Consider the following 19,400-nt stretch of genomic DNA (forward strand, 5'->3'; position numbering starts at 1 on the left):
TGCGCCCTCTTTTCTTGCAGTAAAAATTGCAATAAGTGTTCCAACTTTGCGCTTTTTTGAATATTTATTTCAGAGGATTTGGTTTGTTTTTTTGACACACAAAATCAATAACTTATAAATAACTAATAGCAATTAAAAATATAAATTGCCGTTAAGCCCATTATCTAAGGTATAAAAGCAGTCTGTTTTATCTCTAGATATCATGCTCAAAAGCTTCATATTGGCTGTAGATTTTCTCTCTGGGTTCAAAAACAGCACATTAGGCTCATTATTTGAAATGAAAGCTCCGCAAAAGGTACAGCTTTTAGAGAAAATTCAGCTGACGGTGCTGCTGCAGCTCATCTAGAGAGTTAATGCTGTGAAAAAAGAGTGCATTATTTTGAAAACGTGCAACTTGCATGTGCATTTTACTAAAACACCCCTTCAAACTGCGCTGTTTTTGATCAAGATGCACCTGCAGCATTGTGAGACTGCTTCGTTTCAGCAAACAAAATGGATACAGCGCTTTGCCATTAATTTCCACTACAGCTACTTCACACAAGGGATCCCGCTGCATGGCCTGATGCAATCTCGAAAGCACTTTCTTCGGGATATAGGTCACATCGCACGGGACAAACAAAACATAATCAGACTCAACATGTGACCACGCGCTTTTCATCCCTATCAATGGCCCTAAAAATCCGGCTTCATCATCTTGATAAAAGCGGATCGAGGGAATGAGCCGTTTATAAATCGAATGGTCACGATGGCTGTTGATCCAGACATTTTCAACCCGTGATTTCAACTGCTGATGGATCTTAATCAGCTGAATTTCATTATCAAATTTTTGCAGCACTTTATTCATTCCGTTCATTCTGCGGGCCTGACCACCCGCCAAAATAACCAAGTCTGTTTCTGGATAGCCTACTGATTTGGTGATTTTCTTCATCATTCTGCGTACTCCGTCTGACAGGCTTTAATCAAACCCCGTATTTCTGCTAAGCACGAACCGCAATTACCGCCGGCTTTTAAACATGCTGTGACTTGTTTTTCATGGCTAATATTCTTTTCTTTAATGGTTTCGATAATGGTATTTTTGCCGACTTTAAAGCAGCTGCACACCAGCGGACCTGCACTGTTGGTCATATTCATTGGCTGACCTGCCAGCAGCGCTTTGCGGTGCATTGCGCTCAGCCGTTCACGCTTAAACATGCCTGCAATCCAATCACGATCAGGCAGCAATGCTCTAGGCGCAATATACAAGCTTGCAATCAGATGACCGTCTTGCAGCACCACGGTATGACTCAAATCGGCAGTTTGATCTTCCAAATTCAGCCATTCAAAGCTTTCATCGGTAAATGGCAGTAATGTTTTCAGCTGCTGAACCGTGTTTCTAAATTTTTTACGATCGGCCAACTCAAAACGCGTCGCTTTCGCTGTTTTAATTTTGGTCCACCACACCGTGTTTTGAATGGTGTTTTGCACCATTTGCTCAAAGCCGTCACGTACATACAGTACACCTTGCCACTGTGTATAAAACGGCTGTACAAATACAGGTGTATGTTTAAATTCAGGCTCACCAGATAGTGCATCGACCACAGGATTCACCACTTTGCCTATACGCGCATCCGATGCGACTTGGTCATTCCAATGAATTGGCGCAAAGATTTGACCGCGTCGAATTTGACTGCTGACCTGTGCACGTAAAATACATAAGCCCCAGTTAGATTTCACCTCAACCAGTTCACCATCTTTAACACCAAACTTCAGTGCATCTTGCGGGTGTATTTCACAAAATGGTTCGGCGATATGTGTACTCAAGTTTGCAGATAAACCCGTACGGCTCATGGTGTGCCATTGGTCACGGATACGGCCAGTATTTAAAACCAGCGGATATTCGCCGCAAATCTTGTTCAAAGGGTCAATAGCGGTTGTTGCGACAAACTTAGCTTTGGTATCGGCATGGCTGAATTGGCCTGCTGCAAACAAACGGCCGACTGCATCAGCGCTCTGATCTAACTGCCAAACTGGCCATTGCACGGGCTTTAATTCAGCATAATCTTGTGCAGATAACTTACTTAAACCCTGCAAGTTAAAGTAGCGAAAAGACTCAGTTGTATCACGTTGATCTAAAGGCGCATTTTGATAAGCAGATAATTTTGCATGTTCAATAAATATGTCATAGCTGCTGCTGTAGTCAAAACCGCTATAACCCATCTTTTTCGCAACTTGTGCAATAGACCACCAGTCTGCTCTGGCTTCACCCGGCGCATCTAAAAAAGCAGTTTGACGTGAAATACGGCGTTCAGAATTGGTAACGGTTCCGTCTTTTTCACCCCAGCCCAATGCAGGTAAAAGCACATCTGCATATATTGCTGTGTCTGTGTCTTTGCAAATATCCGACACCACTACAAACTCGCATTGCTCTAAGGCACGTTTGACTTGATCTGCATCTGGTAAGCTAACTACAGGATTAGTAGCCATAATCCAGATGACTTTTATTTTGCCGCTTTCAACCGCCTGAAACAGATCAACCGCTTTTAATCCCGCTTTATTGGCAATAAATGGACTTTGCCAAAACGCTTGTACTAATGCCTGATGCGCTGTGTTATCGACATCTAAGTGCGCAGCCAGCATATTGGCTAAGCCGCCAACCTCGCGGCCACCCATTGCATTGGGCTGACCTGTCATAGAAAAAGGCGCTGCACCTAATTTTCCGATTTTGCCAGTCAGCAAATGGCAGTTAATAATACTGTTGGCTTTGTCTACACCGCGCGAAGACTGATTAACCCCCATCGAAAATAGCGACATAACTTTGTCAGTTTGCGCAAATTTTTCAAAAAATAGCTGTAATTTTTCTAAAGAAATACCTGTACGCTCAGCAACTGCTGTCATAGAAGCTTCTGTTTTACTTTGCTCCAGCGCTTGCGCCAAACCTTGAGTATGTTTGGTGATAAAATCTACATCACTATGATTATTTTGTACTAAATACTGCAGCAAACCGTTGAACAGTGCGACATCTTGCCCCGGTAAAATTGGCAAATGCAAATCTGCAGCCTCACAGGTACTGGTAAAGCGCGGATCAATGACCACCACGAACAAATCACGTTCTTCTTTGGCTTTCATAATGCGCTGATACAGCACGGGATGGCACCATGCAGTATTGGATCCGACCAGCACCACCATATCTGTATGCTCAAAGTCTTCATAGCTTGCTGGTACAAGGTCTTCACCAAATGCACGCTTATGTGCCGCCACAGCCGATGACATGCAAAGCCGTGAATTGGTGTCAATATTTGCTGTACCTAAATAGCCTTTGACAAATTTATTAACGGCATAGTAATCCTCCGTCAGCAGTTGGCCCGACACATAAAAAGCGATGCTTTCACGTCCGTAAAGATCTATACATTGCTGAAATTTTTCGGCAATCAGTGCTGTTGCTGTGTTCCAATCTGTAGCCTGACGAGTATGAAATGGTGATGTTTGACGCCCAAGCATCGGCTGTAAAACACGTGTTTCTAATCCCATCGTATCGGCTAAGTTACTGCCTTTAATGCACAGCTTGCCATAGTTTGATGGATGGTTCGCATCGCCAGTTACGCTCACTTTTTGCCCTAAAGCTGTCTGTTCAACTGTTGCGCTCACGCCGCAACCGACACCGCAGTATGGACAAGTGGTTTGCGTTGTTTTAATTTTATTTTCTGTGGAGCTATGCAGTTCCACTATTGGGATGCTATTCACTTCTGCTGGCTCCTTTTCCAAACTTTTTTAAACACTTAACACGCTCGAATCGGTGTCTTTTCATTTACGTTTATATTTAAAGGTCAACATTCGGTTCGACCTACTTTTCTTTCGGGAAAAGTAGGCAAAACCATTGTCATCCGCTGAACTCGTCCACTACCGGCTTCTAACAGATGTATTGCAAATACATGACTATTCATCTGCAATCCTGCCTTAAACAACAGCGGATGACGTTATCGCGTATCCAATGACGATTTAAATCTTGTATCTTTTTTTATCAGGGCGATTCCGTTACCCTGCTTTCTTTAATGCAAAATCCTTACCAAACAGCAATTTGTTTCGGATGCTTGAAATTGGAGTTTGATCTGAAATCAATTCTGCATACCATGCACCGTCTTCAGTATCGCCAAACAGCACAGCGCCAATCACTCTATCTTTTTGAATAATAATGCGTTTATAGATTTGGCGTTTTTCATCATTCAAAATAATGTCTTCAAAATCATCCAACGGTTCAAAGTTGCCTGCAGAAAAAACATCACAGCCGCTGACTTTTAACTGCGTCGGAACCGTAGGCGCTTTGAAGGTTAAGCTGCCATGTTCGGCCAAATGCGATGCACAAATGAATGCCTGTCCCCAAAGCGGTTCAACTAAACCGAAAGTTTGGCTTCGGTGTTCAATACATTCACCCACCGCATAAATACTCGGATCAAAAGTTTGCATGGTGTCATTCACCATGACACCGCGGCCGCAGCGCAGTCCTGCACTTTGCGCAAGCTCAATATTCGGACGAATACCCACCGCAAAAACCACAAGATCTGCATATAAAACAGTACCGTCTTGCAAACGCAGCTGCTTCACATGGCCATCTTCACCCATCAACTCTTGGGTATTTGCTGCGGTCATGATTTTTATACCTTTTTGTTCAATCGCATGATTGAGCATTAAGCTGGCTTTTTCATCTAACTGACGGTCCATAATACGATCCATCAAATGCAGTACTGTGACATTCATGCCACGCTGTTTCAGGCCATACGCAGCCTCTAGGCCAAGTAAACCGCCGCCAATCACCACTGCATTTTGCTTAGATTTACAGTAATCCAGCATGCGGTTTACATCATAAATATCACGGAAGCTGAGAACACCTTTTAAGTCAGTTCCCGGTATAGGCGGAATAAATGGCTTAGAACCTGTCGCTAAAATCAGACGGTCATAATCGATGACCAAGCCTTTTTCTGTGTATACCTGCTTGCGCGGACGGTCTATGCGTACCGCCGCATCACCTGCTACAAAACGGATATTTTTGTCTTTATACCAAGCATGTGAATGCAGCATGATATCTTCAATGGTTTTATCACCTGAAAGCACAGGTGAAAGCATAATTCGGTTGTAATTACCCCAAGGTTCTTCACCAATGACCGTAATTTCATAACGCTCTGGTGCCATATCCAGCAGATCTTCTAAGCAACGCATACCTGCTAAGCCATTGCCGACCAAAACCAGTTTCATCAACTCAGACGATGGCGCGTTATTGGTAATATAGGTTTTTTGAGCAGTTGGACTAATCAGCACACGGCCATTTTCAATTTTGCTTGGAAAAACCAAGAGTTTTTGGTCTTTATCTTCTAAGCAGCGTCCAGTAGCAAGGCTGAAATGCTGTTTATAAATGGGTGATGCCACAACACGCTCACCCTGCAAGTCACCAATAATACCGCGGGACATAACATAGGCTTGGCTAAATGGGTCCTGATTGCTGAGCGCATAAACCCGCTTTTCTTCACCGACACGGAATATCGCAATTTGCTGATTTTCAATCAGTGCGCCCACACCTGTATTTGGCGTAATATCATCTAATGCACAAACATCAAACCAGTCTAAATCATTTATTTCTTTTAAAATTGTCATATTCTTGATCCTTTTTAAACTTCTTTTAGATCACTATCTTTTCATTTTCGCCTTAGCGAGAAACCGAATAAGGATGTAAATCAAATAAAAGAAGTTTTAAATTCGTTATTCTCTTAAGCTTCAACCACTGGAATGCGTGTCGTATCGCGTTCAGCTTCTGTTTTGGGTCTGATTTGACCGCGAACGGATGCAAACTGAATATGCGGATCATTTTGCTGTTCTGCTTTTGCATTCACGAAAGTCACAAAGCGTTTACGTACTTCAGGATCTTCTACAGCAGTACGCCATTCATCTTGATATGTACCCACAACATGGCTCATACGGCGTTCAAGTTCAGCCGCTACGCCAAGCGAATCATTCACAACGACATCTTTCAGGTAATCTAAACCGCCTTCCATGTTGTCGCGCCATACAGAAGTACGCTGCAAACGGTCTGCTGTTTGAATGTAGAACATAAAGAAACGGTCAATGTATTTGATCAATGTTTGCGTATCTAAGTCTGATGCCAAAAGCTCTGCGTGACGCGGCTTCATGCCGCCGTTGCCGCATACATAAAGGTTCCAGCCTTTTTCAGTCGCAATCACGCCCACATCTTTACTTTGCGCTTCAGCACATTCACGGGTACAGCCTGATACTGCCATTTTCAATTTATGCGGTGAACGCAGGCCTTTGTAGCGGTTTTCTAGGAAAATCGCCAAACCCACAGAGTCGTCTACGCCATAGCGGCACCAAGTACTGCCGACACATGATTTCACTGTACGCAATGATTTACCGTATGCATGACCAGACTCAAAACCTGCAGCAATCAATTTTTCCCAAATTTCAGGCAACTGATGCACTTGTGCACCAAACATATCGACACGCTGACCACCTGTCAGTTTGGTATATAGACCATATTCTTTCGCAATTTGACCTACGGCAATTAATCCATCCGGAGTAACTTCACCGCCTGCCATACGTGGCACGACTGAATAAGAGCCGTCTTTTTGTATGTTGCCTAGGTAGTAGTCATTACTGTCTTGCAAGCCTGCATGGCTTGGTTTAAGTACAAAATCATTCCAGCAAGACGCTAAAATATTGGCAACTGTCGGTTTACAGATGTCACAGCCTAAGCCATGGCCATGCTGTTGAATCAGGTCATCAAAGGTTTTGATCTCATTCACACGTACCAAGTGATACAGCTCTTGGCGTGAATAAGCAAAGTGTTCACATAAATGGTTATTTACAGTGACACCTTGACGCTGAAGCTCAGATTTGAGGACTTGAGAGACTAATGGCGCACAGCCGCCGCAAGCTGTTGCAGCTTTGGTGCATTTTTTCAATGCGCCTAAAGAGGTCGATCCGTCTGCAATGGCTGAGCAAATATCTGCTTTAGAGACATTGTTGCATGAACAAATCGTGGCGCTGTCTGGCAGCAGATCGACACCGCTGCCGCCCGATTTACCTGTAGATTGTGCATAGCCAGGCATGATTAGGCTTTCTGGGCTTTCAGGAACGTCTAAGCCATTCAGCATCATTTGCAGCAGGTCATTGTATTCTTTAGCACAGCCCACCAATACTGCACCAAGTAGCTTGGTTTTATCAGCATTCACGACAATTTTTTTATAGACCTGAGCTGCTTCATCTGCATAGAAATAGCTTAAGGCATTGGGTGTCATTGCATGCGCATCGCCAACAGATGCAACATCAACACCCATCAGTTTCAGCTTGGTGCTCATATCTGCACCAGCGAAAAGCGTGCAGTTTTGTTCCATCACATGCTTTGCTGCAATACGCGCCATGTCATAGCCCGGCGCAACCAGGCCATAAATTTTATTTTGCCAAAGCGCACATTCACCAATGGCATAAATGTCAGGGTTTGAAGTTTGGCAATAGTCATTAATCGCAATTCCGCCACGCTCACCAATGGCTAAACCGCTTTGGCGCGCTAATTCATCGCGTGGGCGGATACCTGCAGAGAATAAGATGATGTCGGTTTCCAGTTCAGAACCATCACCAAACTTCATTACATGCTTCGTATTTGCACCGTCTTCAATGCAAGATGTTGCTTTTTGCGTATGGACTTTAACACCTAGATTTTCAATTTTTGAGCGTAAAACTTTACCGCCTAGATCATCAATCTGAACTGCCATTAAGCGTGGTGCAAATTCAACAACATGGGTTTCTAAGTTTAAATCACGCAGCGCTTTTGCTGCTTCCAGACCCAATAAACCGCCGCCGATCACCACACCTGTTTTAGCATTCAAGCTTGCGGCACGGATGGCATCCAAGTCTTCAATGGTACGGTACACAAAGCAGTTTTCACGTTCATTGCCTGGAATTGGTGGCACAAAAGCGTATGAACCTGTTGCGAGCACTAGCTTGTCAAAAGAAAGAATATCACCGTGATTGGTTGTGACCGTTTTATTGCGCTGATCAATTTCAACCGCTTTGGTGCTAAGGCGTAAATCTATACCGTATGCATCGGCAAAGTCGCTGCGGCATAGGGTTAAATCTTTAGCCGATTTACCGCTGAAATATTCAGTTAAATGTACACGGTCATAGGCTAAACGCGGCTCTTCAGCCAAAATGGTTAATTCAACATCATCACCTGCGTGTTCCAGTACAGATTCGATAAATTTATGGCCAACCATGCCATGTCCAATCATGATGATTTTCATATTCTTTCTCCGCAAGATTTTTTTATTTGCCCCTAAATCGCGATGTTTAGAGGCAACTTTTCAGTATTAGTTTTGAGCTTCAGCTAAATTTCGTTCATTTACAGCTTGTTCAAATAGGCGCTGTTCTTTTTCTTTATGCTCTACAGAGAAGCGGATCATCAGTACACAGCTGGCTGCAATCACCACCAAACCGCCAAGCACCATTAGCGTGGTTTGAATATCCAGCATGCCTTTAAGCAAGAAGCCTGCAGCCACTGCACCTACGTTACCGCCTGCACCGATAATGCCTGCAACACCGCCTAAAGCATCACGGTCAATGAATGGCACCAGCGCATAGGTAGCACCGCAAGCCATATGTGTGAAGAGCGCAAAGACTGTCATTGCAAGGATTGCAAGCACTGCAGTATTCATTTGTGAGAAGACAATCAGGAATAAGCCTTCTAGCAGAATCATGGCAAATAACACTTTGGTACGGCCATCTAAGCCTTTTTTAGTCGCTACTTTGTCCGAAACAATGCCGCCAAGCGCACGAGCAAACAATGCAAGCAAACCAAAGATACCTGCTGCCATACCCGCCTCTTTTAATCCAAAGCTGAAATGGTCGACGTAGTACATTGCTACAATGTTGTGAATAAAGATTTCAATACCGAAACAAGCTGCGTAAGCGCCAAATAGAATCCATACACGGTAATTGCGTGCTGCATGCATTAGAATTGCCAAGCCGCCTTTTTTGTCACTGCCAACACTGATGCCTTGTTCGCGAAGTTCTTTAAAGTTGCCTTGCGGACAGTCTTGTGTGAACTTCCAGTAAAGCGCACCAACAATCAGCATCATCACACCAGGTACAATCAGCGCAATACGCCAGCCCATCGCTTGCTCTACACCAAACATAACGAGTGCGCCAAGCAGTAAAGGCATAAGGGCTTGAGTTGCACCGCCGCCTGCATTGCCCCAGCCTGCTGTTGCAGCATTGGCTGTACCCACAACATTAGGCGCAAACATAATGCTTGTATGGTATTGAGTGATGACGAAGCTTGCGCCAATCGCGCCGATCAGCAAGCGGAAGAAAAGAAAGGATTCATAGCTGCTCGCAGAAGCGACACCAAAGACTGGAATACTGCCGATGATTAATAAAGCTGTATAGGTTTTACGCGGGCCATATTTATCACATAAAGGACCAACGATCAGACGGACTAAAATCGTGATCGCAACAGCGGCAATATTAATATTGGCAATTTGATCTTTCGTGAGGTGAAATTCGCCAGCAATCACTGGCATCAACGGTGCACAGGCAAACCATGCAAAGAAGCAAACAAAGAATGCGAGCCAACTCATGTGGAAGGCCCGCATTGCTGCTGAAGAAAAATTAAATAGACTTATTTTTGTGGCTTTTTTGGCATTTAAATTTGAAGACACAACCTTCTCCTGACTGAACTGAACGCATGAATTACTCGGTTATGTCGCTAACACATAACAGAGTCGATCAGAACGGACGTCGTTGGCCGTCTAACAAATTTTTAGAGTCTTCTTTGACTCAATAAGTATTAAGCACGATACGTGCCAAGTTTTTATTTCAATCGTAAATTTCATCTCTATATTTAAGCATTGAGCGCCGATCTATCCGAAAATAAGCGAATTAAGGTAAATAGATAGTCAATATGCCTATAGAGATGCGGCTGAATGTTCAAACGTGGTTCAGCCCTGCACAAGATCAGTGCACGGAAATGGTTCAATTTTAAAATGTGCATATAACCAAGCTAAAATTTAGAAGCAGATTTATATTTTGTATTGTCTTAAAATTTGGCATTTAAATTGCTTAGAAAACTCAATACGTATTTGTTTGGCTCTGTCTGAGCGTTTGCATGCCAAAACTAAAAATAGCCCTAATTGATGATGATCAAGAACGCGCTGAATTTATTCAAGCCTCATTAATTCAACATGACTTTGATGTGGTCGCCAGTTTCATGATTGATCATTTAAATATGTCATATCTGCAAAATATTCAGGCAGATGTGATTTTATTGGATATGGATCATCCACATCGCGATGTCATTGAAAGCTGTGTCAGCCAATTTGACTTACCGACTGTTCTGTTCACTAAAAATTCGAGTCTTGAAATCATCCGAAGCGCGATTGATGCGGGTGTCACGGCATATATTGTCGATGGTATTGACCCTGCACGTTTGAATAGCATTTTAGAAATTTCGATTGAACAATATAAAAAGCATAAAAAACTGCTGAATGATTTGGCTGAAACCAAGTGCAAATTGGCCGATCGAAAAGATATTGAAAAAGCCAAAGTGCTTTTAATACAAATGCAAGGTTTAACCGAAGATCAAGCATTTAATTTGCTGAGAAAAAATGCCATGAGTCACCGTATGACGATGGGTGAAATGGCGCGCCGACTGCTTGATGCGCAAGCGCTGTTACAGTCTCAATTTAAGGAATAAACCATGCAAAAGCTTGAAAAAACTGATATTCAATTGGGCTATATTCCTTTACTTGACTGTGTTGCTTTGCTCTGGGCAGAACATCAAGGGTATTTTGCTGAACAAGGCTTGAATGTCACACTAACTCAAGAACCGTCTTGGGCAAGTTTACGTGACCGTCTAGCTTTTGGTTTTTTAGATGCAGCACACTGTTTATCGGCCATGCTGCCTGCGTCTGTGACGGGCAAAGACCATCTCGGCATCCCCTTACAAACCTCACTAACGCTCAGTACCAATTGCGCTTATATTAGTCTGAGTCAAAAGCTCTACTATGAATTAAAGATCCATGCATTAGATCTACCAATTAATTCAGCAGAGAAAATCGTATCTGCGATAAAGCAGAATCAAACGATTCAGTTGGCGCATGTTTTTCAGCATTCGATTCATCATTATATTTTAAGAGAATGGTTGGCACTTGCCGACACAGAACTCGCTCAAACGCAGACCTTTTCAACTCTACCACCGCCTTATATGGTGGAAGCAATATCAACGCAACGAATTGATGGATTCTGTGTCGGAGAGCCGTGGAATACGCAAGCTGAAATACAAGGCTATAGTCGTATCATCGTCAATAGCCAAGATATTATTAAGCCTATACCAGATAAGGTTTTGGCTTTTACTCATGATTGGGCAGAAAAACATCCCAATACCTTAAAGGCGATCAATCTTGCCATCCAAAAAGCCCAAAACGATCTACTTCAACAAACACATTTCTCAGAAATATTTTCTTTGTTAAAGCAATATCACATCATCCGTTTTGATTGTTCTGAGCAGATTCACGTCGAGGCTTTTCATCGGATCAAAAGCATCATTCAAAATTTTGGCAAGACCCAAGCGCCACAAACTTCAGACTTTGAATGGATGATTCAAAAAATGCAGCAATACGATCAATTAAATATTGAAGATGAAAAGGTTTTTGAAATAGCACAATCTTGTATTTATCAGGATGCTTTGGGCTGAAGTGATTGATATTCCATAAGACCCTATCATCTGAATAGTGGATCTTGTGTTACATCGACCATGAAACCTTGATTAGTTATGCATCTGCATCGATGGCGTGTAAGTCGATATTTTCTTCAACGAAGACTTCACGAATGCAATCCAGTATCTTTGGAATGTAATTACTATGATCCATATTTCGTACTGACAAAGAGATTGGACTATAGGCTTCCAAATCTAAGATTGGGATGTACATCAAATTTTTCATGCCAATATCACTGGCACTTTCAGGAATCAAGGAAATGCCCTCTCCCGACGCCACTAAGCCCAAAGCCATATGAATTTCACGCACTTCGGTTAAATGTTTAGGTACAAGTCCTAATTCGGTAAATATCGATTGAATGAGCGTGGAAAAATTCGGTTTCGGTGTCGTTGGATAGGCAAAAATTGGTTCATCTAAAATTTGAGAAAGATAAATGCCTTTGTCTTTAAATTCAGCCAAATGATGATTTTTATGAATAGCTAAACGTAGCGCTTCTTTTCTTAATAAAATACGTTTAATGGACGGATCAGTTAATCGAAGTCGTCCAAAACCAATATCGATTCGACCGGTTTTTAAGGCTTCAATCTGGTCGCGTGTACCACATTCTATGAGTTCAACATGAATATCTGGGTTGCGTTGTCGAAATAGATAAATAATTTGCGGCAATAATGCGTATAAAAGCGAACTGACATAACCAATGCGGACAGTTTTATCGACGGCATTAATTCGCTGTGCCATGGTTTTGGCCTGGGCGGTATGCGTCAATATCTGTACAGCATGCTCATAAAAGAACATACCAGCTTCTGTGGTTTTCACGGGTCTAGAACCACGCTCAAACAAGGTAATGCCCAGTTCTTCTTCAAGCTTTTGAATTTGGCGGCTCAAAGGCGGCTGAGCAATACATAATTTTTCTGCTGCCTTGGTAATACTTTGCTCTTCAACCACGGTGACAAAGTAACGTAAGTGCCTTAATTCCATTTATATACCTTTTAAGTATCTAAAAATACCAAAATCGCTCTAGTTAAAGATATTACATTAAATTAGGGTATATAAATAGTTGGATAGATAAGAAATACGCAAGATGTATAAGTCGATTGAAACCCTGCTCGTGGAAATCCCAACAATCCGTCCGCACAAGATGGCTGTTGCAACCATGCAAACGCAAACCCTTGTTTTGATTAAAATCACCACCGAAGATGGTTATATCGGTTGGGGTGAAGCGACGACGATTGGTGGTCTAGGCTATGGTGAAGAAAGCCCTGAAAGCATTCGTACCAATATTGAAACTTATTTTAGTCCTTTACTGAAAACTCTCACTGGTTTGAATGTTGCTCAAACCATGCAAGCTATTAAACGTAGTATTAACGGCAATCGCTTTGCTAAATGTGCCATTCAAACGGCGCTACTCGATATTTTGGCGCAGCGTTTAAATCTGCCCTTAAGTGAAGTATTGGGCGGCCGTTTACGTGACAGCTTGCCTGTTCTTTGGGTACTTGCATCTGGCAATACTGAAAAAGACATTGCCGAAGCACAAAAGATGATTGCGGCAAAACGACACAATATTTTCAAACTCAAAATAGGTTCACGCCCCGTTGAAGCTGATGTTGAGCATGTTTTAGCTATTAAAAAAGCGTTAGGTTCAGACATTTCTATACGTGTGGATGTTAACCGTGCATGGTCTGAATTAGATGCCATTAAAGGCATTCAGTTGTTACAAGATGGTGGTGTTGACCTGATTGAGCAGCCTTGCGCAATCGATAACATTGACGCGATGCGCCGTTTAACTCGTCGTTTTGATATTGGGATTATGGCAGATGAATCACTGATGGGGCCTCAAACGGCATATCAACTTGCTCGGCACAATTCTGCCTCTGTTTTTGCAGTCAAAGTTGCACAGTCTGGCGGTTTAATCGAAGGCTGTGAGGTTTCAAAAATCGCCAAACTTGCGGGTATCGATTTATACGGTGGAACCATGCTTGAAGGTCCTGTAGGCACTATTGCATCGGCACATGCATTTTCTACATTTGACAATTTAGCTTATGGCACTGAGCTTTTTGGTCCATTGCTGTTAACTGAAGAAATTTTAAAAACCCCACTTCAATATCAAGATTTCGAACTCAAGATTCCAACCACGGCAGGTTTAGGGATTGAAATTGATGAAAACAAAATTGATGACTTACGTCGTAAATAATATTTAGCTAGGAGTGAGAAATGCTTTTCCAAGTACGCATGGATGTCAATATTCCATTAGATATGCCAGTCGAAAAAGCCAATGAAATTAAAGCTGTAGAAAAAGCTTATTCACAAGATCTACAACGTCAAGGCAAATGGCGTCATATCTGGCGCATCACTGGTCAATATTCAAATATCAGTATTTTTGATGTTGAAAGCAATGAAGAGCTACACAACATTTTACAAGGGTTGCCCCTTTACCCGTATATGAATATTGAAGTTATGGCTTTAAATCGTCATCCCTCTTCTGTTCGTAGTGATGATAGCTGATGCGTTTGGATTCCAATTGTGTAGCACATGATTGGAGTCCATTGATCTGCATTTTTAAGTTTGTAAACATTTGAAATAAAAGATTATCTGCCATACATGACTGAAGTGGTTAGTCAGGTAAATAGTTTTATCGTTCTTGATGAAGGATCGTAGCATGATTGATAAAAGTACCGCTTCCTTAACAGAAGCACTTTCTCAAATTAAGGATGGATCTACCATTATGATTGGCGGCTTCGGTACGGCTGGTCAGCCTGCTGAACTGATTGATGGACTGATTGAACTTGGCATCAAAGATCTCATCATCGTCAACAACAATGCAGGTAATGGTGACTATGGACTTGCTAAATTACTCAAAGCTGGTGCTGTCCGTAAGATGATCTGTTCTTTCCCTCGCCAATCGGACTCTTGGGTGTTCGATGAGCTATACCGTGCAGGAAAAATAGAACTTGAGCTTGTACCACAAGGTAATTTGGCTTGCCGTATTCAAGCGGCAGGCATGGGTTTAGGTCCAATTTATACACCAACAGGTTTTGGTACGTTGTTGGCAGAAGGCAAACCTACACTCAATTATGAAGGCAAAGATTTCGTCCTCGAAAATCCAATTAAAGCTGATTTTGCTTTAATCAAAGCACATCAGGGCGACCGCTGGGGCAACTTGGTTTACAACAAATCAGCGCGTAACTTTGGCCCCATTATGGCTATGGCAGCAGATGTGACAATTGCTCAGGTTTCTGAAGTTGTTGAACTTGGTGCATTAGACCCAGAGCACATTATTACCCCTGGCATTTTTGTACAACATGTTGTGGCTGTTCAACCTGCACAGCTTGAGCAATCTGCATAAATCACGTGAGGAAAGAACCATGAGCTATACCAAATTAACCCGTGATCAAATTGCAGAACGTGTTGCACAAGATATTCCAGATGGTGCTTATGTCAATTTAGGCATTGGCTTGCCCACTAAAATTTCAAATTATTTACCAACAGATAAAGATGTTTTTCTACATTCAGAAAATGGACTTTTGGCTTTTGGTCCTCCTCCAGCTAAAGGCGAAGAAGACCCTGAGTTAATTAATGCAGGAAAAGAGTTTGTCACTATGCAAACGGGCGGCTGCTTTTTTCACCATGGTGACTCTTTTGCCATGATGCGTGGCGGGCATTTAGATATTGCAGTATTAGGCGCTTTTCAGGTTGCCCGAAATGGTGACTTAGCAAATTGGCATACTGGTGCGCCAGATGCAATTCCTGCTGTAGGTGGTGCAATGGATTTGGCTGTTGGGGCGAAAAAAGTCTTTATTACTACAGACCATGTGACCAAAAAAGGTGAACCGAAAATTGTTGCTGAATTGTCATACCCTGCGACAGGCCTGCAATGTGTCGATCGTATTTACACAGATTTGTGCGTCATTGATGTAACAGTTGAAGGCATGAAAGTGATTGAAAAAGTTGAGGGTCTGAGCTTTGACGAATTACAGTCAATGACCGGTGCAAAGCTGATAGATACGACAGCATAAAGCAAAAAGTCCCTCCTTGATTAAAGGAGGGATTTAGGGAGGATTAATATTAAAAAATTAACTTCCTGTAAATCCCTCCCAACCTCTCTTTAAAAAGGGAGGAGCTGAGTTTTTAGGATTTATAAAATGAAAAATGCCTATATTATTGATGCAATCCGCACCCCTTTCGGTCGTTATGCGGGCGGTTTAGCAGCAGTGCGTACCGACGACCTAGGTGCCTTACCCATTAAGGCACTGATGCAGCGAAATCCAAGTATTGCTTGGGAGTCAGTTGATGACGTGATTTACGGCTGCGCGAACCAAGCCGGTGAAGATAACCGTAATGTTGCACGAATGTCGTCGCTACTTGCAGGTGTACCTTTTCAAGTTCCTGCTACAACTGTAAACCGACTTTGTGGTTCATCACTTGATGCGATTGCGATGGCAGCCCGTGCAATTAAAGCAAATGAAGCAGACTTAATTATTGCCGGCGGTGTAGAGAGTATGTCCCGTGCGCCCTTTGTTATGGGTAAATCGGAAAGTGCTTATGGACGCAGTCAAAAGATTGAAGACACCACCATGGGTTGGCGTTTTATCAATCCAATACTCAAGCAAATGTATGGCGTGGAAACCATGCCTCAAACCGCTGAAAATGTGGCAGAACAATTCAACATTAACCGTGCTGATCAAGATGCTTTTGCCTTAGAAAGTCAGCGCCGTACAGCCGCTGCACAGGCCAATGGTTTTTTTGAGAAAGAAATCATCCCTGTAGTCATTCCACAGCGTAAAAGCGACCCACTGATAGTCGATACAGATGAGCATCCACGTGCATCGACGACAGCAGAAGGCTTAGCAAAACTCAAACCTGTGGTGAAAGCTGATGGGACGGTAACTGCGGGCAATGCTTCAGGGATCAATGATGGTGCAGCTGCACTACTGATTGCTTCAGATAATGCTGTCAACAAATTTAAGTTAAAGCCACGGGCCAAAATTATTGCGGCAACGGTGGTGGGTGTTGAACCCAAAATCATGGGCTTTGGTCCTGCGCCTGCCATAAAAAAGTTGTTAGCTCAAACAGGTCTAAGCCTTGAACAAATGGATGTAATCGAGCTGAATGAAGCTTTTGCGGCTCAAGCCTTAGCGGTTACCCGTGAATTAGGTTTAGAAGATGGTGCTAAACATGTTAATCCAAACGGGGGCGCTATTGCTTTGGGTCATCCATTAGGTGCATCTGGAGCACGTTTAGTCACGACTGCATTAAATCAGCTTGAGGAAATTTCAGGTCAATATGCCCTCTGTTCGATGTGCATTGGTGTCGGTCAAGGCATCGCTTTGATTATTGAACGTGTTTAATCCTCAATAAAAGTCCACCTTATCAAAGGGGGGATTTAGGGGGATTTATAAAATTAAGGATTCAAAACATGCCTACATTTATATCCAATGATGCAACGATTAATTACGCAACCTTTGGTGACCACATACGACCTGCGATTGTGTTTTCTAATTCTTTAGGCACAAAATTCAGCATGTGGCAGCCTCAGATAGAGGCACTACAGCAGGATTATTTTGTGATTTGTTATGATACACGTGGTCATGGTGCATCTTCTGCCCCTCAAGGGCCATATAGCCTTGATCAATTGGGTACAGATGTCATCCATTTATTGGATCATTTAAATATTCAACAAGCCACATTTTGTGGAATATCGATGGGTGGTTTAACAGGCCAATGGCTTGCAAAACATCATCCTGAACGCTTTAACCATGTCATTGTATGCAATACCGCTGCAAAAATTGGGCAAGAATCAGCTTGGAATGAACGTGCGCAATTAGTCCGTCAACAAGGTCTGGAACCAATTGCAGAAACGGCAGCATCACGATGGTTTACAGAACCCTTTATCCAAAGTAACACAGCAACTGTACAATCTTTGAGTAACGACCTCGGAGCTGGCAGCCCAGAAGGTTATGCAAGTTGTTGTGAAGCTTTGGCTAAAGCGGATTTGCGCAATGAAATCTCGTCTATTCGCATACCGGTATTGATTATTGCAGGTCAACAAGACCCTGTAACTACAGTTGTAGATGGTCAATTCATGCAAGAACGCATCGCAAATAGCCAATTATTTGAAATTAATGCATCGCATATTTCAAACATTGAACAGCCTGATGCATTTAACCAAACACTCATCTCTTTTATCAGTGCTTAAATCCTGCATATTGTTCTTCGATAAAATTTAAAAAACATAAAGCCCAAATTGATTTGGGCTTTATGTTTTATGTGTTGAAAGTTTTAGGTTCTTTGCAACTCATTGACTGCTGCACCGCGTAAACTGAGCCAGTCAGAACGACGTTTAAATAATGCAGGTGCGGCAAAATTAATTTGGTCAATAAATTGTTGTAAGTCTGCATTAAGCAGTTGACCATTTTTGACCAAAACTTTTCCTGCAACCATCGTCATCACGACATCTTGGCCCTGAACCGCATGGACCAAGTTTGTATGTAAATTAAATAAACTGCCTTGGTTTATTAAAGGTGTCATGCGTGGTGTAGCCGTGTTTACTACGATTAAATCCGCCTGCTTACCAACTTCGATTGAGCCAATTTGTTGCTCAAGTCCTAATGCACGTGCTCCATCTCGAGTCGCCATTTGGCAAACTGACCATGAATCTAAAGCCGCTGCATCTAAATTTGAAAACTTAGCCAATAATGAAGCCGTTTTCATTTCCTCAAATAAATCTAAATTGTTATTTTCCTTTTCACCATCTGTACCTAAACCCACTGCAACGCCTTGTTTGAGCAATTGAGTCACAGGTGCAGCGCCTGAGGCAAGTTTCATATTTGAAATGGGGTTATGTGCGACCCCAACGTGATAATGTTTTAGCAGCTGAATTTCGTCATCATCTAACCATACACAATGTGCCAGCAAGCATTTTGGCACATCGAGCATGCCTAATTTTTCAAGGGTTTGAACAGGCCGCATGCCGTAACGTTTCAGATTTTCCACGACATCAAATTTGCTTTCGTTACTATGGGTATGAAATCCAGTTTGATAGTCCTGACACATTTTTTGGATACGACCTAAGGCCTGATCTTCTGCATAAAATAAGTGTTCTAGCCCCACCCAGACCTGAATGCGACCTTCTGCTCGCATGTGCCATCGTTGAATCAGCGCTTCATTGCTCTCTAGTGTTTCAAAATAATTATGGTCTGGATGTTCTGCGACATACGGAACCAATACAGCTCGAATCCCTAAGTCTTCGGCTACTTCGGCACTGCCATCCATATAGCGCCACATATCAACAATCGTGGTCGTCCCTGACAGTAGTGCTTCGGCATAGCATAAATAAGAAGCCAATTGTGCATCTTCGGGTAATAACACTCGGTGCATGGGGTCAATGAATTGTTGTAACCAGTCCCAAACAGGTAGGCCCTCTGCCGTGCCGCGAAGTAAGCCCGAATGACAATGTGTATTGATTAAACCTGGCATCAACAATCCATCGGGATAATGCTCATGTATCGCATCTGGAAACTGCTTTAAAAGATCTTCTCGCTTCCCAATCGCTTGGATCACTTGACCGTTGACTAATACTGCCCCATCTTGAATATAGTCTAAGGACGAATTCATGGTTAATACATGGCTTGCACTCAGTAATTTCATTCT

Annotated in this window: 15 protein-coding genes; 8 read left to right on the forward strand and 7 right to left on the reverse strand. The window is 42.6% G+C overall.

The features are described 5' to 3' along the window. Positions 1 to 304: 304 nt before the first annotated feature. The 5 genes from FTU16_RS03135 to FTU16_RS03155 all read right to left on the reverse strand — a co-directional run bounded on the left by FTU16_RS03135 (position 305) and on the right by FTU16_RS03155 (position 9,698). Entirely contained in the window at positions 305 to 928 is a 624-nt protein-coding gene (locus tag FTU16_RS03135; protein ID WP_373683881.1) for a molybdenum cofactor guanylyltransferase, read from the reverse strand. Then, a complete protein-coding gene (locus FTU16_RS03140) occupies positions 928 to 3,720 on the reverse strand; it encodes a nitrate reductase (RefSeq protein ID WP_180162673.1) in 2,793 nt (930 codons plus the stop codon). The genes FTU16_RS03135 and FTU16_RS03140 overlap by 1 nt, the downstream gene beginning before the upstream one ends. A 291-nt stretch (positions 3,721 to 4,011) precedes the next feature. Then, the gene (gene nirD / locus FTU16_RS03145) at positions 4,012 to 5,622 is read right to left on the reverse strand and encodes a nitrite reductase small subunit NirD (RefSeq protein ID WP_180162674.1); all 1,611 of its coding nucleotides are present in this window, start codon (positions 5,620 to 5,622) and stop codon (positions 4,012 to 4,014) included. Between the two features lie 113 nt (positions 5,623 to 5,735). After that, positions 5,736 to 8,282, reverse strand: coding sequence for a nitrite reductase large subunit NirB (gene nirB, locus FTU16_RS03150; RefSeq protein WP_218955616.1), 2,547 nt, complete (start codon positions 8,280 to 8,282; stop codon positions 5,736 to 5,738). Positions 8,283 to 8,348: 66 nt separating this feature from the next. Then, positions 8,349 to 9,698, reverse strand: a complete 1,350-nt coding sequence (locus FTU16_RS03155; RefSeq protein WP_180009439.1) for an MFS transporter — start codon at positions 9,696 to 9,698, stop codon at positions 8,349 to 8,351. Between the two features lie 446 nt (positions 9,699 to 10,144). Here FTU16_RS03155 and FTU16_RS03160 point away from each other — a divergent pair, with 446 nt between their 5' ends. Together FTU16_RS03160 and FTU16_RS03165 are read left to right on the forward strand one after the other, a co-directional pair. Next, a complete protein-coding gene (locus FTU16_RS03160; protein WP_180162675.1) occupies positions 10,145 to 10,732 on the forward strand; it encodes an ANTAR domain-containing response regulator in 588 nt (195 codons plus the stop codon). A 3-nt stretch (positions 10,733 to 10,735) separates the two neighbouring features. Next, positions 10,736 to 11,731, forward strand: coding sequence for an ABC transporter substrate-binding protein (locus FTU16_RS03165; protein ID WP_180059975.1), 996 nt, complete (start codon positions 10,736 to 10,738; stop codon positions 11,729 to 11,731). 76 nt (positions 11,732 to 11,807) lie between these two features. Here FTU16_RS03165 and catM read toward each other — a convergent pair whose 3' ends face one another. Continuing rightward, on the reverse strand, positions 11,808 to 12,731 hold the full coding sequence (gene catM / locus FTU16_RS03170) for a cis,cis-muconate-binding transcription regulator CatM (protein ID WP_180109353.1): 924 nt from the start codon (positions 12,729 to 12,731) through the stop codon (positions 11,808 to 11,810). Between the two features lie 103 nt (positions 12,732 to 12,834). On the opposite strand from catM, the gene FTU16_RS03175 reads away from it, so the two are divergent. From FTU16_RS03175 to pcaD, 6 genes are all read left to right on the forward strand, one after another. Beyond that, on the forward strand, positions 12,835 to 13,944 hold the full coding sequence (locus tag FTU16_RS03175; RefSeq protein ID WP_180026996.1) for a muconate/chloromuconate family cycloisomerase: 1,110 nt from the start codon (positions 12,835 to 12,837) through the stop codon (positions 13,942 to 13,944). Positions 13,945 to 13,964: 20 nt separating this feature from the next. Next, positions 13,965 to 14,255 (forward strand): muconolactone Delta-isomerase, encoded by a 291-nt coding sequence (catC, locus tag FTU16_RS03180; protein WP_078190886.1) that lies wholly within the window; start codon positions 13,965 to 13,967, stop codon positions 14,253 to 14,255. A gap of 154 nt (positions 14,256 to 14,409) precedes the next feature. After that, entirely contained in the window at positions 14,410 to 15,096 is a 687-nt protein-coding gene (locus FTU16_RS03185; protein WP_078193765.1) for a 3-oxoacid CoA-transferase subunit A, read from the forward strand. A gap of 19 nt (positions 15,097 to 15,115) precedes the next feature. Further along, positions 15,116 to 15,766, forward strand: coding sequence for a 3-oxoacid CoA-transferase subunit B (locus FTU16_RS03190; RefSeq protein WP_180026995.1), 651 nt, complete (start codon positions 15,116 to 15,118; stop codon positions 15,764 to 15,766). Between the two features lie 126 nt (positions 15,767 to 15,892). Next, a complete protein-coding gene (pcaF, locus tag FTU16_RS03195; RefSeq protein WP_180162676.1) occupies positions 15,893 to 17,098 on the forward strand; it encodes a 3-oxoadipyl-CoA thiolase in 1,206 nt (401 codons plus the stop codon). Between the two features lie 68 nt (positions 17,099 to 17,166). Beyond that, entirely contained in the window at positions 17,167 to 17,946 is a 780-nt protein-coding gene (gene pcaD, locus FTU16_RS03200) for a 3-oxoadipate enol-lactonase (RefSeq protein ID WP_180162677.1), read from the forward strand. 83 nt (positions 17,947 to 18,029) lie between these two features. Here the strand turns inward: pcaD and FTU16_RS03205 are convergent, their stop codons facing one another. Further along, complete coding sequence (locus FTU16_RS03205; protein WP_180162678.1) at positions 18,030 to 19,397, reverse strand: amidohydrolase family protein; 1,368 nt, start codon at positions 19,395 to 19,397, stop codon at positions 18,030 to 18,032. Positions 19,398 to 19,400: the final 3 nt, after the last annotated feature.

Origin of the sequence: Acinetobacter sp. YH12069 (assembly GCF_013419675.1) — a bacterium.
Taxonomy (GTDB): domain Bacteria; phylum Pseudomonadota; class Gammaproteobacteria; order Pseudomonadales; family Moraxellaceae; genus Acinetobacter; species Acinetobacter amyesii.

Bases quoted from the DNA above. Each gene is read 5' to 3' on its own strand.
- nirB (WP_218955616.1), bottom strand. From the start codon at position 8,282: ATGAAAATCATCATGATTGGACATGGCATGGTTGGCCATAAATTTATC.
- FTU16_RS03160 (WP_180162675.1), top strand. From the start codon at position 10,145: ATGCCAAAACTAAAAATAGCCCTAATTGATGATGATCAAGAACGCGCT.
- catC (WP_078190886.1), top strand. From the start codon at position 13,965: ATGCTTTTCCAAGTACGCATGGATGTCAATATTCCATTAGATATGCCA.
- nirD (WP_180162674.1), bottom strand. From the start codon at position 5,622: ATGACAATTTTAAAAGAAATAAATGATTTAGACTGGTTTGATGTTTGT.
- FTU16_RS03165 (WP_180059975.1), top strand. From the start codon at position 10,736: ATGCAAAAGCTTGAAAAAACTGATATTCAATTGGGCTATATTCCTTTA.
- pcaD (WP_180162677.1), top strand. From the start codon at position 17,167: ATGCCTACATTTATATCCAATGATGCAACGATTAATTACGCAACCTTT.
- FTU16_RS03175 (WP_180026996.1), top strand. From the start codon at position 12,835: ATGTATAAGTCGATTGAAACCCTGCTCGTGGAAATCCCAACAATCCGT.
- pcaF (WP_180162676.1), top strand. From the start codon at position 15,893: ATGAAAAATGCCTATATTATTGATGCAATCCGCACCCCTTTCGGTCGT.
- FTU16_RS03135 (WP_373683881.1), bottom strand. From the start codon at position 928: ATGAAGAAAATCACCAAATCAGTAGGCTATCCAGAAACAGACTTGGTT.
- FTU16_RS03205 (WP_180162678.1), bottom strand. From the start codon at position 19,397: ATGAAATTACTGAGTGCAAGCCATGTATTAACCATGAATTCGTCCTTA.
- catM (WP_180109353.1), bottom strand. From the start codon at position 12,731: ATGGAATTAAGGCACTTACGTTACTTTGTCACCGTGGTTGAAGAGCAA.
- FTU16_RS03190 (WP_180026995.1), top strand. From the start codon at position 15,116: ATGAGCTATACCAAATTAACCCGTGATCAAATTGCAGAACGTGTTGCA.
- FTU16_RS03185 (WP_078193765.1), top strand. From the start codon at position 14,410: ATGATTGATAAAAGTACCGCTTCCTTAACAGAAGCACTTTCTCAAATT.